This window comes from Pannonibacter sp. Q-1 (genome assembly GCF_054073275.1).
In genome coordinates, this window is the sequence record NZ_JBSXNB010000002.1 from 417,562 (window position 1) to 432,708 (window position 15,147).

The following is a 15,147-nucleotide window of genomic DNA, read 5'->3' on the forward strand; positions in this document are numbered from 1 at the left end:
CCCGCCCGTGAAGACACAGCAGCTCAAGGCGCTCGTCGCCCTCGCCGACAAAGGCTCCATCCGCGGTGCAGCGCGGGAGATGGGGCTGTCCCAAAGTGCGCTGACCAAGATGCTGCGAGAACTGGAAGCGCAGACCGGGGCGGCGCTGCTGCTGCGCGCCTCGCACGGCACGCAGTTCACCCCCGCCGGCAAGGCGCTGATGACCCACGCACGGCTGATCGTGGCGACCATGCGCCGCGCGGAAGAGGAGGTACGGCGCATCTCCGGGCAGACGGTGGCCACCGCGCGCATCGCGGTGACACCTGTGGTGGCCGCGACGAAGCTCGGCGGCATCATTCATGAATTCCAGCGCCGCCACCCGGAGGGGCAGCTGGAGGTGGAATCCGGCACGCTGGGCAATATCGTGCCCCGGCTGCAGGACGGTCAGCTGGACCTGGCGCTTGGCATTGCCGTGCCAAATGCCCTGCCGGCGGATCTCGCCTTCTTCTCTTTCGCTGAGGTCCAGATTGCGCCGGTCACCGGCTCAACCCGCTTTGCCGGCCGGCAGGTCTCCTGGGAGGAACTGGCGCAGGAGCGCTGGCTGCTCAATCCGGCCCCCGGCAGCGCCGATCAGGCAACACTCGACTGGCTGGCGGCAAAGGACGTCACCCTTGCCCATCCGCCAACCCTGTGCCGCTCTCCCTTCCTGCTCGCCGCCCTGAACCGGTCAACGGATCTGATCGCCTTCTGCCCCTTGCGCATCCTTGATCATGCCTTCTGGGGCCAGGACCTGCATGAAATCAGCGTGCCGGATCTGCCGCCGCCGATGCAGCTCGGCGTGCTGACCCGCAAGCACACGCCGGCCTCGCTGGTCTCCCGCGATATCATCGATATTTCGACCCGGCTGCTCCAGACGCTCTGAACGGAACAAGGACCTGTTTCTTCGCAAAAAACAGCGGCAAGCTGTGGACCAACGGCGGAGATTGCGTGCACTTTTTTGCGGCAGATGGCATTCTCGGAGGCAGGTTCCGTGACTGGTCAACAGCCGCCCGCCCCACTTCTGGCGGCCTCGCGCGGACCCTGCTTTTCACCGCATCATACCCGGCCGCTTCAGGCAGCCAGAATCCCGGCCACAAGGACCCTCAACATGACTTCCACGAGCGCGGCCGTTCATCGTCTTGGCGGGATTGCAGGACCTGCCATCATGCTGCTCGGCATGTTCCTCTTTGCGCTGAACGACGCCATGGGAAAATGGCTCGTCGCCAGCTACAGCGTCGGCCAGGTGGTGCTGATCCGCAGCATCGCGGCGCTGCTGATCCTCGCCCCATTTCTCTGGATATCTGGCCTCAAGCCGCTGCTCAAGCCGGAGCGGCCGGGCATGCAGGCGGCCCGTGTGGCTTTTTCCACCTTCGAGCTTTTCTGCTTCTACTATGCCGTCACCTATCTGCCGCTTGCAGACGTAATGACCTATTGGCTGGCGGCGCCGATCTATGTGGCCGCGCTCTCCCCCTTCCTTCTGGGTGAGAAGGTGGGCTGGCGGCGCTGGAGCGCGATTGCGGTGGGCTTCATCGGCGTCATCATCGCGCTCAATCCGTCGAGCGCCATGTTCACCCCGCCCGCGATCCTCTCGATCGCCGGAGCTGCCGCCTTTGCCTTCATGATGCTGTCCGGCCGCAGCCTGCGCGGCACGCCGGACAAGACGCTGGTCTTCTTCCAGACGGCAGGCGCAGGGCTTGCCGGGCTTGTCATGGCCCCGTTCGACTGGCGCCCTATCGCCTCGATGGAAGATGCGCTGCTGCTGTCCCTGCTCGGCATCGTCGCCATGACCGCCCATATCATGGTCAACCGCGCCCTGAAGATCTCGGATGCGGCCACGGTTGCGCCGCTGCAATATACGCTGCTGCTGTGGGCTGTCGTCTTCGGCTGGTATTTCTTCGGCGACCTGCCCAAGCCCAGCATGATGCTTGGTGCAGCGCTCATCACCGGCGCCGGACTGTTCATCTTCTTCCGCGAACAGAAGCTGAAGAAGCGCGATCAGGTGCTGCCCGCCATTCCGGAGTGAGGGGCCGGAGTAATACCAATGCTCGATGAGCTTTTCTCATCGAGCATTGCTCAAGCCCGTGCGGCGCTTGAGCATTTTCGAGGCGTGATGCGTCAGCATCGAAAGCCTTGGTACAAGCAGCCCGAATGAGCGGCAAAACAAACGGAAAAGACCCGCAACGTTGCCGCTGCGGGTCTCTGCGCTGAACTGCGGCGGATGGGGCACCGCAGTCCGGGGGATGGGTCAGGAGGGGCGTGTCCCCTCCTTCAGGATCAGCCGCGGATCTTCGCCAGTTCCTGCTGCACGCGCTCGATCACATCGGCACCGATGGTGTCCTTGTGCTTCTCGTAGACCACCTGAGACTTTTCGAGCATGCGCTTCTGCTCGTCCTCGCTCAGGGTGTTGAACTTGACGCCTTCGGCCTGGATCTTCTCCAGCGAGGTCTGGTTCAGTTCACGGATCACCTTGCGCTCTTCGTCGCGGCCAACGATGGCACAGTCCCTCAGGGCAGCCTGCTCATCTGCGGTATAGCTGTCGAAGATCGGCTTGGAGAACAGGAACAGGAACGGCGTATAGGCGTGGCGCGTCTCGCTGACATATTCCTGCACCTCGTAGAACTTCGAAGTGTCGATGGTGACATAGGGGTTTTCCTGCGCATCGATGGTCTTGGTTTCGAGCGCGGAGAAGACCTCGCCAAAGGCCATGGGCGTGGCATTGGCGCCGAAGTTCTGGAAGGTGTCGAGGAAGACGTTGTTCTGCATCACGCGCACCTTCATGCCCTGCAGATCCTCCCACTTGGTGACAGGACGGCTGGAGTTGGACAGGTTGCGGAAGCCGTTTTCCCAATAGGCGAGATTGACGAGACCGGCCTCGGCCAGCTTGCCATTGAGGAACTCGCCGAACTCACCGTCCATCACGGCATCGGCTTCCTCGTTGCTGGCAAAGAGGAACGGCAGGTCGAAGACGCCGAGCGCCGGAACGATGCCGGCCAGCGGCGAGGACGAGGTGACGACGGCTTCCTGAACGCCGGCACGCAGGGCCTGGGTTGCCTGCAGGTCGCCGCCGAGCGCGCCGCCCCAGAAGGCGGTCAGCTTCAGCTTGCCGCCGGACTTTTCGTCAAGGCAGGCCTGCATGGCATTGATGCCGTTGCCGACCGGATGGTCCGCATTGATGCCATTGGACACCCGCATGTTGCGGTCATTGAATTGCGCCGATGCCGGAACAGCGGCGGTGGCGGCAAACACCACAGCCGTGGTGGCGAGAAGCAGTTTCTTCATTGTCTCTTCCTCCCTTTTCATCAAGTCTTTCCGGCGGCAGCCACTCCTCTGGCCTGCCGCCGTATGGGTACAGGGCACCTAGTGCAGCCAGGACAGCGGCACCAGCACCAGTTCCGGGAACAGGATCAGCAGCAGCAGCACTGCGATCTGTGACAGCAGGAAAGGCATGACGCCTGTCACCACCTTGCCGAGCGGCACCTTGGACACGCCGCTGACCACGTTGAGCACCACGCCAACCGGCGGCGTGATGAGGCCGATACAGGTGTTCATGACGAAGAGAACACCGAAATAGACCGGATCAATGCCCGCCTGCTTGACGATGGGCATCAGCACCGGCGACAGGATCAGGATGGTGGGTGCCAGATCCAGCGCCGTGCCCACCACAAGCACCAGCATCATCATCACCAGCATCAGCAGCTTGGGCTGCTCGATCAGCGGGGCAATGTGGCGGGTGATCTCTGCCGGAATGTTCGCCGCCGTGATCAGCCAGGCCGACACCAGCGCCGCCGCGACGAGGAACATGACGATCGAGGTCGTCTTCGCCGCCCGCAGGATGACGAAGTAAAGATCGGCGACCTTCAGTTCCCGGTAGACGAAAAGCCCGACCATCAGCGCATAGAAGGCGGCAATCACCGCCGCTTCCGTCGGCGTGACCACTCCCATGCGGATGCCGCCAAGGATGATCACCGGCATGCCCAGCGCCCAGGCGGCACGGCCCGTTGCCGCAAGGCGGACGGACATGGGCTGGCGCGGCAGCGTCTCGACCTTGGACTTGCGGACAAGGAAGGTCCAGGTCAGGGCCAGGGCGCAGCCCATCATGATGCCCGGCACGATACCGCCCATGAACAGCTTGGTGATCGACACATTGGCGGCCACGCCGAAGATGATGAAGGCGAGCGACGGCGGAATGACCGGGGCGATGATGCCGCCCGCCGCCATGAGGCCGGCCGAGCGCGGCACGTCATAGCCTGCGCGGGCCATCATCGGCACCAGGATCGCGGCCAGAGCCGCCGTATCGGCCGCTGCCGACCCGGACAGGCTGGCCATGATGATCGCCGCCACGATGGCCACGAAGCCGAGGCCGCCGCGGATATGCCCGGCCCAGGCCAGCGCAAAGTCGATGATGCGGCGGGACAGGCCGCCGGAGTTCATCAGTTCACCGGCCAGAATGAAGAAGGGAATGGCCAGCAGCGTGAAGGTGTCTGCGCCGGAGATCATGTTCTGCGACACGATCTGCGTGTTGAACATGCCCATGTAGGACATGAGGATGACGCCGCAGAACATGAGCGCGAAAGCGACCGGCACACCGATGGCCATGGAACCCAGCAGGGAGCCGATGAAGACGAGAAGCGTCATGTGTCAGTGCTCCATCAGCTTGGCAGGGTCCGCGTGCTCACCGGCGAACACGGCGATTTCCTTGTCCGTGGTGCGGCCCAGCAGGATGCGGATGAAGCGTTCCAGCGAAATCAGGAACATGCCGCCACCGGTGAAGAAGCCGATGCCATAGACCCAGATCATCGGCATGCCGGTGACGGGGGCTGCCATGGAGGCATTGATGGGGAACTGCTTCCAGGTGCCCCAGAAGAAGATGGCGGAACAGGTCATGATGATGATGTTGACCAGCGCCATGCAGAAGAGGCGCCCGCGCCGGGAGAAATGCACCACCAGCGTCTCGATGCCGAGATGGGAGTTTTCCCGGAAGGTCACCACCGCACCGATGAAGGTGAGCCAGACGAAGAAATACCGCGCCAGCTCTTCCGAGACGACGAGGCCGGAATTCATGCCGTAGCGCAGGACCACATTGACGAAGACCATGACGGCCATGGAGGCCAGCAGGAAAACGAGCACCGCTTCCAGCGCGCGGTAGAAGAGACGGGTGAGGGTCGCGATCATGAGCCCCTCACACCTTGTCCGCCAGCCCGCGGCGGGCAAGGTTGCGGAACAGCTCACGCAGGCCGAAAGTCCATTCCGGGCAGGCATCCGTGCGGTCGATCCAGTTGATCAGGCGCCCCAGCTTCGGCGTGTGGATCTCCACCCGGTCGCCAATCTCGTGGGTGAAGCCCTGCCCTGCCCCGCGCCGGTCCTTCACGGGGGCAAACATGGTGCCGAGGAACAGCACAGCCCCGTCCGGATACTGGTGATTGCGGTTGCGCAGCTGGCTGACCAGTTCCTCCGGCGAGCGGCTGATGGCTTCCATCGGGCTTTCTCCCGTCATGACGAACCCGTCCTCGCCCTCCACCAGCAGCGACACCCGCACCTTGCGCAGGTCATCGATGGTGAAGCCCTCGTCGAACAGGCGGATGAAGGGGCCGATGGCGCAGGAGGCGTTGTTGTCCTTCGCCTTGCCGAGCAGCAGCGCCGAGCGGCCCTCCACATCGCGCAGGTTCACGTCATTGCCGAGGGTGGCGCCGAGGATCACGCCGTCCGAGCGAACCGCCAGAACCACTTCAGGCTCCGGATTGTTCCACTCGGAAATGGGATGAATGCCCGCCTTTGCGCCGCAGCCGACCGACGACATGGGCTGCGCCTTGGTGAAAATTTCCGCATCCGGGCCAATGCCCACTTCCAGATACTGCGACCACAGGCCCATGTCCTGCAGCAGCGCCTTGACCTTGCGGGCTTCTTCCGACCCGGCCTTGACGCCGCGCAGGCTGCCGCCCAGCACCGGGGCCAGCCGCTCGCGGATCTCCAGCGCGCGGGAACTGTCGCCCTTGGCCTGTTCCTCGATCACCCGCTCCAGCATGCTGTCGGCAAAGGTGACGCCTGCCGCCTTGACCGATTGCAGATCGATGGGCGCCAGCAACTGTCCGGCGCTGCCATCAAGGAACGCATCCAGCGGCCCCAAATCCGGCAGGCCAGACGCCTGCTTCAGCCGTGCGGCGATCTCCGGCATTTCAAAAAGGGAGGAAACGGTGGCGGCAATGCCTGTCAGGTTGAACACCTGCCCATCGCGGATCAGCACCGGGCAAGGCCCGTCTTCCGCTTTCGACCAGACGCGGCCAACGAGCACGGCGTCCTGCGCATCGGCAGGCAGAATTCCAGATGCAGTAACAACTTGACCGGCCACCAGTGCCCTCCTCCCCAATTCCCCGGACAGCAGGCCAGCGCCTCCACGCGCATTGCTCCTGCCATGCCCTGCCGGATTGTCTGGATGTCAGACAATCACATTAATGAGTCTTAGCAACATGACGCCGGGCTTGTCCAGCCTGTGGCAGCGCCTGTCCGCAACAACAGCGAAGATGTGCAAACACCCTGCGGGTTCCCGCAGGTGAGGCCTTGCCCCAGGACATCAAGAGCTTGCCGAAGCGCAGTCTAAAAATGGAGGCCTTATTCAGGCGAAAGACTGCCCCGGCCTCTCTGCCACGCCTTCAACGGCAGCCTGCAGCCCATTGCTCTGCATCACAGCACGCGCCGGGCTTCGCACAGGCCAACCATTTCGTCATGCCATGGCCCCGACCATGGCATCCATTCCATGACCTTGCCGCACCTGACAAGCGGCGAATTTCCCCACACCTAAAAGCAAACAACATCTGAACCGCAAGGGCATGGATGCCATGATCAAGTCATGGCATGACGAAACATTAAGTTCACGAACGCGAAATCTACTGCCTGAGCTGCGGACAGAGAGATATGCGTCAATAAATCTCGAGATTGAGCGCGATGCGGCTTGCAGCGCCCGTTAGATGCTGGCGCATGGCGGCGCGGGCCGCCAAAGCATCCCGGCTGGCGATGGCATCACGCACGGCCACATGTTCGGCGATGGTGGTCTCGACGATCTCTTCCAGCACGGCGCTGGCCCGCGCCGCATTGATCGCAAGACTGATGCGCTCGGCGATGAAGCCGATGAACATGCCGAAATAGGCATTGCCCGTGGCATCGGCGACGGCCCGGTGGAAGGCCAGATCGGCAATGATGCCCTGCTCCGTCCACTTCTCCGCCCCGGTCATCTGCGCCAGCGCCTCGTCCAGCCGGGCGAGGTCTTCGGCTGTATGATGCAGGGCGGCAAGTCCGGCCGCCTCGATCTCCAGCGGCAGGCGCAACTGGAACAGGTCGCGGAAGCTCTCCCGGTCGTCCAGATCGTTCTGGGCAATGCGGATCGGACGCGCCTGCGGCTCGGTCACGAAAGCACCGACGCCCTGCCGCGTTTCCACCAGCCCCTCGTTGCGCAGCTGGGCAATGGCCTCCCGCACAACCGTGCGGCTGACGCCGAGGGTCTTGGCCAAAGCATGTTCCGTCGGCAACCGGTCACCGGGCTTGATCCGGCCTTCGCTGATGTCGCGGGCGATCTGGGCCGCAATGCGTGCGGGCAGATGTTCACTGCGCCGGATCTGTTCCATGCCGATGGCCATTCCCTGTCCTGTCTTCTGGGCGATCAGCGCCTTTACCCCGAAACCCCGGCCAAATTCAATTGGCAGCCGGGATTCATGATGCCTTGCGGGTCGATTGCCGCCTTGATGGAGGTCAGGAGCTGACGGTTTCCAGGCTGCAGCCGCGCCTCGAAGTCAGGCTTCTTCAGCCGGCCGATGCCATGTTCGGCGCTGATCGAGCCGCAAAAGCCGTCCAGCACGGCGTTGAGCACGGTCTTGGCCTGATAGATCCGTGCATCCGCCTCTTGCCTTGTGAGCCCTGCAGGCGGCAGCACGTTGAGATGCACGTTGCCATCGCCCACATGGCCATAGGACACGCAGGTGCAGTCGGGCAGCGCCGCATGGATGGCAGCTTCCGCCTCGCGTACGAAATCCGGCACGCGCGACAGGGGCACGGAGACATCCGTGCGCAGGTGCCGCCCGCGTTTCGCCTGCCCCTCGTTCATGCCCTCGCGGAAAAGCCAGAGAGTGCGCGCCTGCGCCTGCGAGGCAGCAACCACCCCGTCCACCACCAGCCCATCGGCCATGACGCCCTCAAGGAATCGGCTCATCAGATCGTCCACATCGACGAGCCCGGAGCCGGAAATCTCCATCAGCACATAGGCCGGATAGTCTGCGGCCATGGGCATGGGCAGGTCCGGGATAGCCTCCTGCGCCAGGGTGAAAGCCAGCGGCGGCATGAATTCGAAAGCCGACATCAGGTCGCAGCAGTCGCGCCGCGCCCGGCGGTAAAGCCGGATGGCATCCTCCAGCGCATTGAGCCCCAGCAAGGCGGTGGCCACCTGATCCGGCTGCGGCAAGAGCTTGACGGCCACGGCGGTGACAACGCCCAGCGTGCCTTCCGCGCCGATGAAGAGCTGTTTCAGGTCGATGCCCCGGTTGTCCTTGCGAAGGGCGGAGAGGCCATCGAAAATGCTGCCGTCCGGCAGCACCACCTCAAGCCCCAGCACCAGTTCCCGCATCATGCCATAGCGCAGCACGTTGATGCCCCCGGCATTGGTGGAGACATTGCCGCCGATGCGGCAGGAGCCCTGCGCCCCCAGCGCCAGCGGAAAGAACAGGCCAGCCTCGGCCACCTTGTCCTTGAACTCCGACAGCACCGCCCCGGCCTCGACCACGGCGGAAAAATCATCGGCATCAAGACGGCGGATGGCGGTCATCCGCTCAAGGCTCAGCACCACCTGCCCTGCCGGATCATCCGGCGTTGCGCCGAGCACCAGCCCGGTGTTGCCCCCCTGCGGCACGAGGGAAAGCCCCAGCGCGGCCACGGCCTTCACCGCCCGCGTCACATCTTGCGTGGAGCGTGGCCGCAGCACGGCGACGGCGCCGGTTTCCACATCCCCGTGCCAGTCGCGGCAGTAGCGGGCCACGTCAGCGCCCGTCAGCACCATATCCGCGCCAAGCGCATCCACCAGCCTTGCCGCCACGGCTGCGCATGTGGCTTCAGGCTGGTCTGTTCCCTGCGGCTGTTCCATCACATCCGTCATTGTTCCGGTCCCGTCTGCCGCCATGGCGCGATGCCGGTCTTCACCACCGGGCGCCTGTGCAGACAATCACTCTGGCTGTTTTCAAATCCATCATATAAGGTTATCAGACAACCTTACAAATGGTTTCCACAGACTGCCGCACACCGGTCCGGCGGCGCTGCGGATGGAGGAAAGGCAGCCTCTCAAGCGGCTGCAATTGAGGATGCGGAGGAGAGAGCGCATGCATGTTCTGATCATTGGTGCAGCTGGAATGGTGGGCCGCAAGCTGGCTGAGCGTCTGGCAAGGGATGGCCAGCTGGGCGGCAAGGCGGTGGACCGGATGACGCTGGCCGATGTGATCGAGCCCTCCGCTCCCGCAGGCTTCTCCGGTCAGGCAAAGCTGGAGACGGCAGACCTCTCCGTCCCCGGCACCTCGGAGCGGCTGATTGCAGACCGCCCGGACGTGATCTTCCATCTTGCCGCCATCGTATCGGGTGAAGCCGAACTTGATTTCGACAAGGGCTACCGCATCAACCTTGACGGCACGCGCTATCTCTTCGACGCCATCCGCCTCGCCCACGGGGCAGACGGTTACTACCCGCGCATGGTCTTCACCTCGTCGGTCGCCGTCTTTGGTGCGCCCCTGCCCTATCCCATCTCCGACGACTTCCACACCACGCCGCTGACAAGCTATGGCACGCAGAAGGCGATCTGCGAGCTGCTGCTGTCCGACTATTCCCGCCGCGGCTTCTTCGATGGCGTCGGCATCCGCCTGCCGACGATCTGCATCCGCCCCGGCAAGCCGAACAAGGCCGCCTCCGGCTTCTTCTCCAACATCCTGCGCGAGCCGCTCATCGGCGAAGAAGCCGTGCTGCCGGTGCCGGAGGACATCCGCCACTGGCACGCCTCACCGCGCTCGGCCGTTGGCTTCCTGCTGCATGGCGCCACCATTGACACCGGCCTCGTCGGCCCGCGCCGCAATCTCTCCATGCCCGGCGTCAGCGCCACGGTGGGCGAGCAGATCGAGGCCCTGCACCGCATTGCCGGCGAGAAGGCCGTGAAGCTGATCCGCCGCGAGCCGGACGAGATGATCATCCGCATGGTCTCCGGCTGGGCCCCCGGCTTCGAGGCCACCCGCGCCACGGCGCTTGGCTTTACTGCCGAAACCTCCTTTGACGAAATCATCCGCGTCCACATCGAGGACGAGCTGGGAGGCCGCATCGCATGAGCGGTGACAGCAAGCCCGCCCGCCGCCTGCGCTCGCAGGACTGGTTCGACAATCCGGACCATCTGGACCTGACGGCGCTCTATCTGGAACGTTTCATGAATTATGGAACGACACCGGAAGAGCTGCGCTCGGGCAAGCCCATCATCGGCATTGCCCAGTCCGGCAGCGATCTCAACCCCTGCAACCGGCATCACATGGATCTGGCCAAGCGCGTGCGCGACGGCATCCGCGATGCGGGCGGCATTCCCATCGAGTTTCCGACCCATCCGCTGTTTGAGAACTGCAAGCGCCCGACGGCGGCGCTGGACCGGAACCTTGCCTATCTCGGTCTGGTGGAAATCCTCTACGGCTATCCGCTGGATGGCGTTGTGCTGACCACCGGCTGCGACAAGACCACGCCCTCCGCCCTGATGGCCGCATCCACCGTGGATATTCCGGCAATCGTCCTGTCCGGCGGGCCGATGCTGGATGGCTGGCATGACGGGGAGCTGGTGGGCTCGGGCACTGTCATCTGGCGCTCGCGCCGCAAATATGGCGCGGGCGAAATCACCCGCGAGCAGTTCCTGGAAGCGGCGCTGAGCAGCGCCCCTTCCATCGGCCATTGCAACACCATGGGCACGGCGCTGACCATGAATTCCATGGCCGAAGCGCTCGGCATGTCGCTGACCGGCTGCGCCGCCATTCCCGCCGCCTACCGGGAGCGCGGCCAGATGGCCTACCGCACCGGACGGCGGGCGGTGGAACTGGTGCTGGAGGACATGCGCCCCTCGAAGATCCTGACGCGGGAGGCCTTCCTCAACGCTGTGCGGGTGAACTCCGCACTCGGCGGCTCCACCAACGCCCAGCCGCATCTGATGGCCATGGCCAAGCACGCGGGCGTTGATCTGAGGCCGGAAGACTGGCAACTGCACGGCTATGACATTCCGCTTCTGGCCAATGTGCAGCCGGCCGGCGCCTATCTCGGCGAGCGCTTCCACCGGGCGGGCGGCGTTCCGGCCATCATGTGGGAGCTGATGCAGGCGGGCAAGCTCGACACAGACTGCCTGACCGTCACGGGCCGCAGCATGGGCGAAAACCTTGACGGCTGCGAAGCCACCGACCGCGAGGTCATCCGCCCCTACGCCAGCCCGATGAAGGAGCGCGCCGGGTTCCTCGTGCTGAAGGGCAATCTCTTCGACTTCGCCATCATGAAGATGAGCGTCGTCTCGGAGGATTTCCGCAAGCGCTATCTGAGCGAGCCGGGCCGCGAAGGCATCTATGAAGGCAAGGCCGTGGTCTTCGACGGTTCGGAGGATTACCACGCCCGCATCAACGATCCCGCGCTCGGCATCGACGAACGCACCATCCTTGCCATCCGGGGCGCAGGCCCGCTGGGCTGGCCGGGGTCGGCGGAAGTGGTCAACATGCAGCCGCCCGATCATCTGCTGAAGCGCGGCATCACCAGCCTGCCGACCATCGGCGATGGCCGCCAGTCCGGCACGGCCGACAGCCCGTCGATCCTCAATGCCTCGCCCGAAAGCGCCGCTGGCGGCGGCCTTGCCTTCCTGCGCAGCGGCGACACCATCCGCATCGACTTCAACACCGGCCGCTGCGACATGCTGGTGGATGAGGCGGAGATCGAACGCCGCAAGGCCGAAGGCATCCCGCCGGTGCCGCCCTCGGCCACGCCCTGGCAGAAGATCTACCGCGAAACGGTCACCCAGCTCGCCGATGGCGCCACCATCCGCGATGCCGAAACCTTCCGCGGCCTCGCTGCCACTCCACCGCGTCACAACCACTGACACGGTGGGTGCACACGCACGGTGTCACCCCGGCCAAGCGCAGCGCGAGCCGGGGACTACTCACTTGCAGAGCAATGCCGCTGTCCGGAGCCTCGCGGCAGGCTCCGCCACTAGGCTTCACCTCACCGCCACAACTTTGCCGCTCAGGGTCCGAGTAGTCCCCGGATCTCCGCTTCGCTCTCGTCCGGGGCGACGCTCAGTTTGGGGCGCGGCTGCCCCCTCCTCACCCCAGATCAATCATCCGGGGGCTGGTGATCACGCCGCCGAAGCCGGTGATGTGGTGGAGCCAGTAGACATAGGGCTCTGCGGACAGCGGCGGTTCGCTGGTCCAGCCGAGGCCGGGGGCATATTGGAAGGCAGGGCTGCCGGCGATGGCGCCGAAATGGCCGGCAAAGCTGGTGATCAGCGGCCGGTGGACATGGCCCGTCAGCAGGCGCAGGTGGCCGGGGAAACCGGCCAGAAGCGTGCGCAGCTCGTCTCTTCCCGCCGTCAGCGTCATCCAGTCCCAGGCGGGTGAGGCAAGGCCGAAGGGCGGGTGATGCAGCATGAAGAAGGTGACGCCGGAGGTGGTCTCTTCCCGCGCCTTTTCGTCGGCCAGACGGTCGGCCAGCCAGCCAAGACGTTCAGCGCAAAGCTCCCCCTCGACCTTGCCCGGAATGATCGTATCAAGACCAATGACACGGATGCCCGTGTGCACCATGTCGAAGTTGAGGAACGGTTCCGGCGTGAAGGGAATGGTGCCCGAAAAAGCCGCACGCATGGCATCGCGCCGGTCGTGATTGCCCGGCACCACCAGCACGGGAGCATCAAACCGGGCCAGCATCTGCCGCGCCAGCGCATAGTCTTCCGCGCTGCCGCAGTCGGCCAGATCGCCGGAGATCAGCACCAGATCCGGCTGCGGCGTCAGGCTGGCGGCGTCGGCCAGCACCTTTTCCACCGCCGCCACCGTATCGGGGCGCGGATGGGCGCTTTCCTTGTCTGCGGCAAAGAGATGGAAGTCGGAGAAATGAAGGATGTACATGCCCTGAAAGGTCTTTCAGTCAGCGGCCGATGCGCGAGAGCACATCCGCCTTCAGGAAGCGTTCGATGACCAGCATGAAGCCGACGGAGGGGATCAGGAGGATCAAGGCGGTGATGGCGGCGATCTGGTAATTGCCGCCCATGCTGGCGTTGAACATCAGGATCGGCAGGGTCGAGATATCCGGCGCACCGACGAAATAGGTGCCGGTGAATTCGTCGATGCTGTCGAGGAAGACGAAGATTGACGCGGCCATCAGCCCCGGAAAGGCCTGCGGCAGGGTGATGTCACGGAAGGTGCGCAAGGGTCCTGCCCCGAGGTTGCGCGCCGCTTCCTCCATGCTGCGGTCCACGGCGCTGAAGGAGGCCGTGGCAATCCACACCGCATAGACAAGACCGGGCAGCGAATGCACCAGCACCACGCCGAAAAGCGTGCCGTTGAGCCCGAGACCGTAGAAGATCGCGGCGATGTTGACGAAGATCGGCAGCGACGGAAAGGCCTGCGGCAGCAGGAAGATCAGCATGATGAAGCTGCGGGCGGGCAGCGCCAGCCGCGCCAGCGCATAACCGGCCGGAATGGACAGGGCCATCGAGAGGCCGACGGTCGCCGCCGCGATGGAGACGGAATTCCACAGCGACTCCCACGCCCCCGCACGCGGCCGGAACACCCGGCCCCAGAACTCGAGGCCCCAGCGGGTCGGCCACTGGTTGGGATAGAACCACTGTTCGGCAAAGGCCCAGATGGCAAGGTTGGTCAGCGGCCCGAAAACGATGAAGGCGACAAGCCCCATGGCAAGGGCAAGGCCGAGGGTGGCGCCCGCCTTGCGGGCCAGGAGTGAGAGAGAGGTCATTGGCCTGCCTTTGCCTTGAGCGTCATGCGCAGGTAAGCCCAGGCCGCCACTGCCGTCAGCAGATAGGAGAAGAGGCCGAGCGCATTGGCGACGGCATAGTCGCCGTAATAGGTGACCCGGTGGGCCATCATCGCAGTCATCATGGTGGGATTGCCGGAGATCAGCATGGCGGGCACGGAGAGCACCGACATGATGGTGACGAGCGACAGCACCAGCGCCACCAGCAGCTGCGGGCGCACCTGAGGCAGCACGATATCGAACAGGCAGCGCAGCCGCCCTGCCCCGAGATTGCGCGCCGCCTCGATGGTGGAGCGGTCGAGCGAGGCCATCGCTCCGGCCAGCAGCAGCGTGACGAAGGGGATCTGCTTCCAGGCAAAGGTCAGCACCAGGCCGCGCCAGTCGAGCAGGCTTTGCGCCGCCGCAGCATCCAGCACCCCGGCATCCACCAGCAGCGTGTTCAGCATGCCGTTGCGCGCCAGGAACGAGCGCGCCGTCTGCCCGGCGACGATGAAGGGAATGAACAGCGGCCAGCGGTAGAGCCAGCGCAGCAGCGGCACGGCCCAGCGGCTTTCGCCCAGCGTCAGATAGCCGGCGATGGCGATGGAGGCGGCTGCAATCAGCGCCAGCGAGCCAAGCGCCACGAGAATGGAGAAGATGATATCGCCGCTGTAGAACTCCAGCGCCTTGGCGATATTGGCCGTCGAAAAGCTGCCATCGCCATCCTGAAAGGCGGTGACGAGCGAGCGCAGCAGCGGCGCGGCATAGAGCAGGCCGATGGCCGTGAGCGCAGGGGCAACGAGCAGCAGCCCGGCACCCATGCCAGCCCAGCGGCTGAACAGCCCGCTCGCGGCGGTCTGTCCGGTCCGCAGCGTGTCAGCGGCAGAATGTGCAGTCATGAGGCATTTCCTCTGGGCCGGTTTGTCCGCACTGCGGCCCCGGCCTGTTCCCTGAAAGGCAGATGCCCGGCCCGGCGGGGAGCCGGGCCAGACGGGATTGGAAGAATGGCTGCGGGAGGGGCGCAGGTCAGACTGACGGCTAGCTTCCAGTCTCTCCTGTCAGCAAGCTTCCAGTCTCTCCTTCGTCATCCCGGACGCAGCGAAGCGGAGATCCGGGACCGGTGAGCCAAGGTCTAGCGGCCTT

At 64.6% G+C, this 15,147-nt stretch carries 13 protein-coding genes; 4 read left to right on the forward strand and 9 right to left on the reverse strand.

The genetic code is table 11. The annotated features are described in order from the left end of the window. Window positions 1–7 precede the first annotated feature (7 nt). Entirely contained in the window at window positions 8–901 is an 894-nt protein-coding gene (locus tag ACVNHC_RS05880) for a LysR family transcriptional regulator (RefSeq protein WP_457166711.1), read from the forward strand. Window positions 902–1,126: 225 nt separating this feature from the next. Then, a complete protein-coding gene (locus tag ACVNHC_RS05885) occupies window positions 1,127–2,041 on the forward strand; it encodes a DMT family transporter (RefSeq protein WP_457166712.1) in 915 nt (304 codons plus the stop codon). A 251-nt stretch (window positions 2,042–2,292) separates the two neighbouring features. Here the strand turns inward: ACVNHC_RS05885 and ACVNHC_RS05890 are convergent, their stop codons facing one another. From ACVNHC_RS05890 to ACVNHC_RS05915, 6 genes are all read right to left on the reverse strand, one after another. Next, on the reverse strand, window positions 2,293–3,297 hold the full coding sequence (locus ACVNHC_RS05890; protein WP_050471752.1) for a DctP family TRAP transporter solute-binding subunit: 1,005 nt from the start codon (window positions 3,295–3,297) through the stop codon (window positions 2,293–2,295). Window positions 3,298–3,375: 78 nt separating this feature from the next. Next, the gene (locus ACVNHC_RS05895; RefSeq protein ID WP_058900060.1) at window positions 3,376–4,653 is read right to left on the reverse strand and encodes a TRAP transporter large permease; all 1,278 of its coding nucleotides are present in this window, start codon (window positions 4,651–4,653) and stop codon (window positions 3,376–3,378) included. Between the two features lie 3 nt (window positions 4,654–4,656). Further along, window positions 4,657–5,190 carry a TRAP transporter small permease gene (locus tag ACVNHC_RS05900; RefSeq protein WP_050471754.1) on the reverse strand — a complete coding sequence of 178 codons (534 nt, stop codon included), beginning with the start codon at window positions 5,188–5,190 and terminating at the stop codon, window positions 4,657–4,659. Between the two features lie 7 nt (window positions 5,191–5,197). Continuing rightward, window positions 5,198–6,364: a fumarylacetoacetate hydrolase family protein gene (locus tag ACVNHC_RS05905; protein ID WP_371328558.1), complete on the reverse strand. Its 1,167-nt coding sequence runs from the start codon at window positions 6,362–6,364 to the stop codon at window positions 5,198–5,200. 568 nt (window positions 6,365–6,932) lie between these two features. Beyond that, window positions 6,933–7,646 (reverse strand): FadR/GntR family transcriptional regulator, encoded by a 714-nt coding sequence (locus ACVNHC_RS05910; protein WP_050471755.1) that lies wholly within the window; start codon window positions 7,644–7,646, stop codon window positions 6,933–6,935. Window positions 7,647–7,678: 32 nt separating this feature from the next. Then, a complete protein-coding gene (locus tag ACVNHC_RS05915; protein ID WP_457166916.1) occupies window positions 7,679–9,139 on the reverse strand; it encodes an FAD-binding oxidoreductase in 1,461 nt (486 codons plus the stop codon). A gap of 232 nt (window positions 9,140–9,371) precedes the next feature. Here ACVNHC_RS05915 and denD point away from each other — a divergent pair, with 232 nt between their 5' ends. Together denD and ACVNHC_RS05925 are read left to right on the forward strand one after the other, a co-directional pair. Continuing rightward, window positions 9,372–10,358, forward strand: coding sequence for a D-erythronate dehydrogenase (gene denD, locus ACVNHC_RS05920; protein ID WP_162544775.1), 987 nt, complete (start codon window positions 9,372–9,374; stop codon window positions 10,356–10,358). Then, complete coding sequence (locus ACVNHC_RS05925; protein ID WP_457166713.1) at window positions 10,355–12,139, forward strand: IlvD/Edd family dehydratase; 1,785 nt, start codon at window positions 10,355–10,357, stop codon at window positions 12,137–12,139. The genes denD and ACVNHC_RS05925 overlap by 4 nt, the downstream gene beginning before the upstream one ends. Before the next feature lie 223 nt (window positions 12,140–12,362). On the opposite strand, the gene ACVNHC_RS05930 is transcribed toward ACVNHC_RS05925, so the two are convergent. The 3 genes from ACVNHC_RS05930 to ACVNHC_RS05940 are packed head-to-tail and all read right to left on the reverse strand — an operon-like array spanning window position 12,363 to window position 14,825. Next, window positions 12,363–13,160: a metallophosphoesterase gene (locus tag ACVNHC_RS05930; RefSeq protein ID WP_457166714.1), complete on the reverse strand. Its 798-nt coding sequence runs from the start codon at window positions 13,158–13,160 to the stop codon at window positions 12,363–12,365. A 19-nt stretch (window positions 13,161–13,179) separates the two neighbouring features. After that, window positions 13,180–14,007, reverse strand: a complete 828-nt coding sequence (locus ACVNHC_RS05935) for an ABC transporter permease (protein WP_457166715.1) — start codon at window positions 14,005–14,007, stop codon at window positions 13,180–13,182. Then, window positions 14,004–14,825 carry an ABC transporter permease gene (locus ACVNHC_RS05940; protein WP_122521228.1) on the reverse strand — a complete coding sequence of 274 codons (822 nt, stop codon included), beginning with the start codon at window positions 14,823–14,825 and terminating at the stop codon, window positions 14,004–14,006. The genes ACVNHC_RS05935 and ACVNHC_RS05940 overlap by 4 nt, the downstream gene beginning before the upstream one ends. Window positions 14,826–15,147 lie beyond the last annotated feature (322 nt).

Excerpts from the sequence above, each read along its gene's own strand:
- ACVNHC_RS05940 (WP_122521228.1), bottom strand. The coding sequence starts at position 14,825 with ATGGGTGCCGGGCTGCTGCTCGTTGCCCCTGCGCTCACGGCCATCGGC.
- ACVNHC_RS05910 (WP_050471755.1), bottom strand. The coding sequence starts at position 7,646 with ATGGCCATCGGCATGGAACAGATCCGGCGCAGTGAACATCTGCCCGCA.
- ACVNHC_RS05885 (WP_457166712.1), top strand. The coding sequence starts at position 1,127 with ATGACTTCCACGAGCGCGGCCGTTCATCGTCTTGGCGGGATTGCAGGA.
- ACVNHC_RS05900 (WP_050471754.1), bottom strand. The coding sequence starts at position 5,190 with ATGATCGCGACCCTCACCCGTCTCTTCTACCGCGCGCTGGAAGCGGTG.
- ACVNHC_RS05925 (WP_457166713.1), top strand. The coding sequence starts at position 10,355 with ATGAGCGGTGACAGCAAGCCCGCCCGCCGCCTGCGCTCGCAGGACTGG.
- ACVNHC_RS05935 (WP_457166715.1), bottom strand. The coding sequence starts at position 14,007 with ATGACCTCTCTCTCACTCCTGGCCCGCAAGGCGGGCGCCACCCTCGGC.
- ACVNHC_RS05890 (WP_050471752.1), bottom strand. The coding sequence starts at position 3,297 with ATGAAGAAACTGCTTCTCGCCACCACGGCTGTGGTGTTTGCCGCCACC.
- denD (WP_162544775.1), top strand. The coding sequence starts at position 9,372 with ATGCATGTTCTGATCATTGGTGCAGCTGGAATGGTGGGCCGCAAGCTG.
- ACVNHC_RS05915 (WP_457166916.1), bottom strand. The coding sequence starts at position 9,139 with ATGGAACAGCCGCAGGGAACAGACCAGCCTGAAGCCACATGCGCAGCC.
- ACVNHC_RS05895 (WP_058900060.1), bottom strand. The coding sequence starts at position 4,653 with ATGACGCTTCTCGTCTTCATCGGCTCCCTGCTGGGTTCCATGGCCATC.
- ACVNHC_RS05930 (WP_457166714.1), bottom strand. The coding sequence starts at position 13,160 with ATGTACATCCTTCATTTCTCCGACTTCCATCTCTTTGCCGCAGACAAG.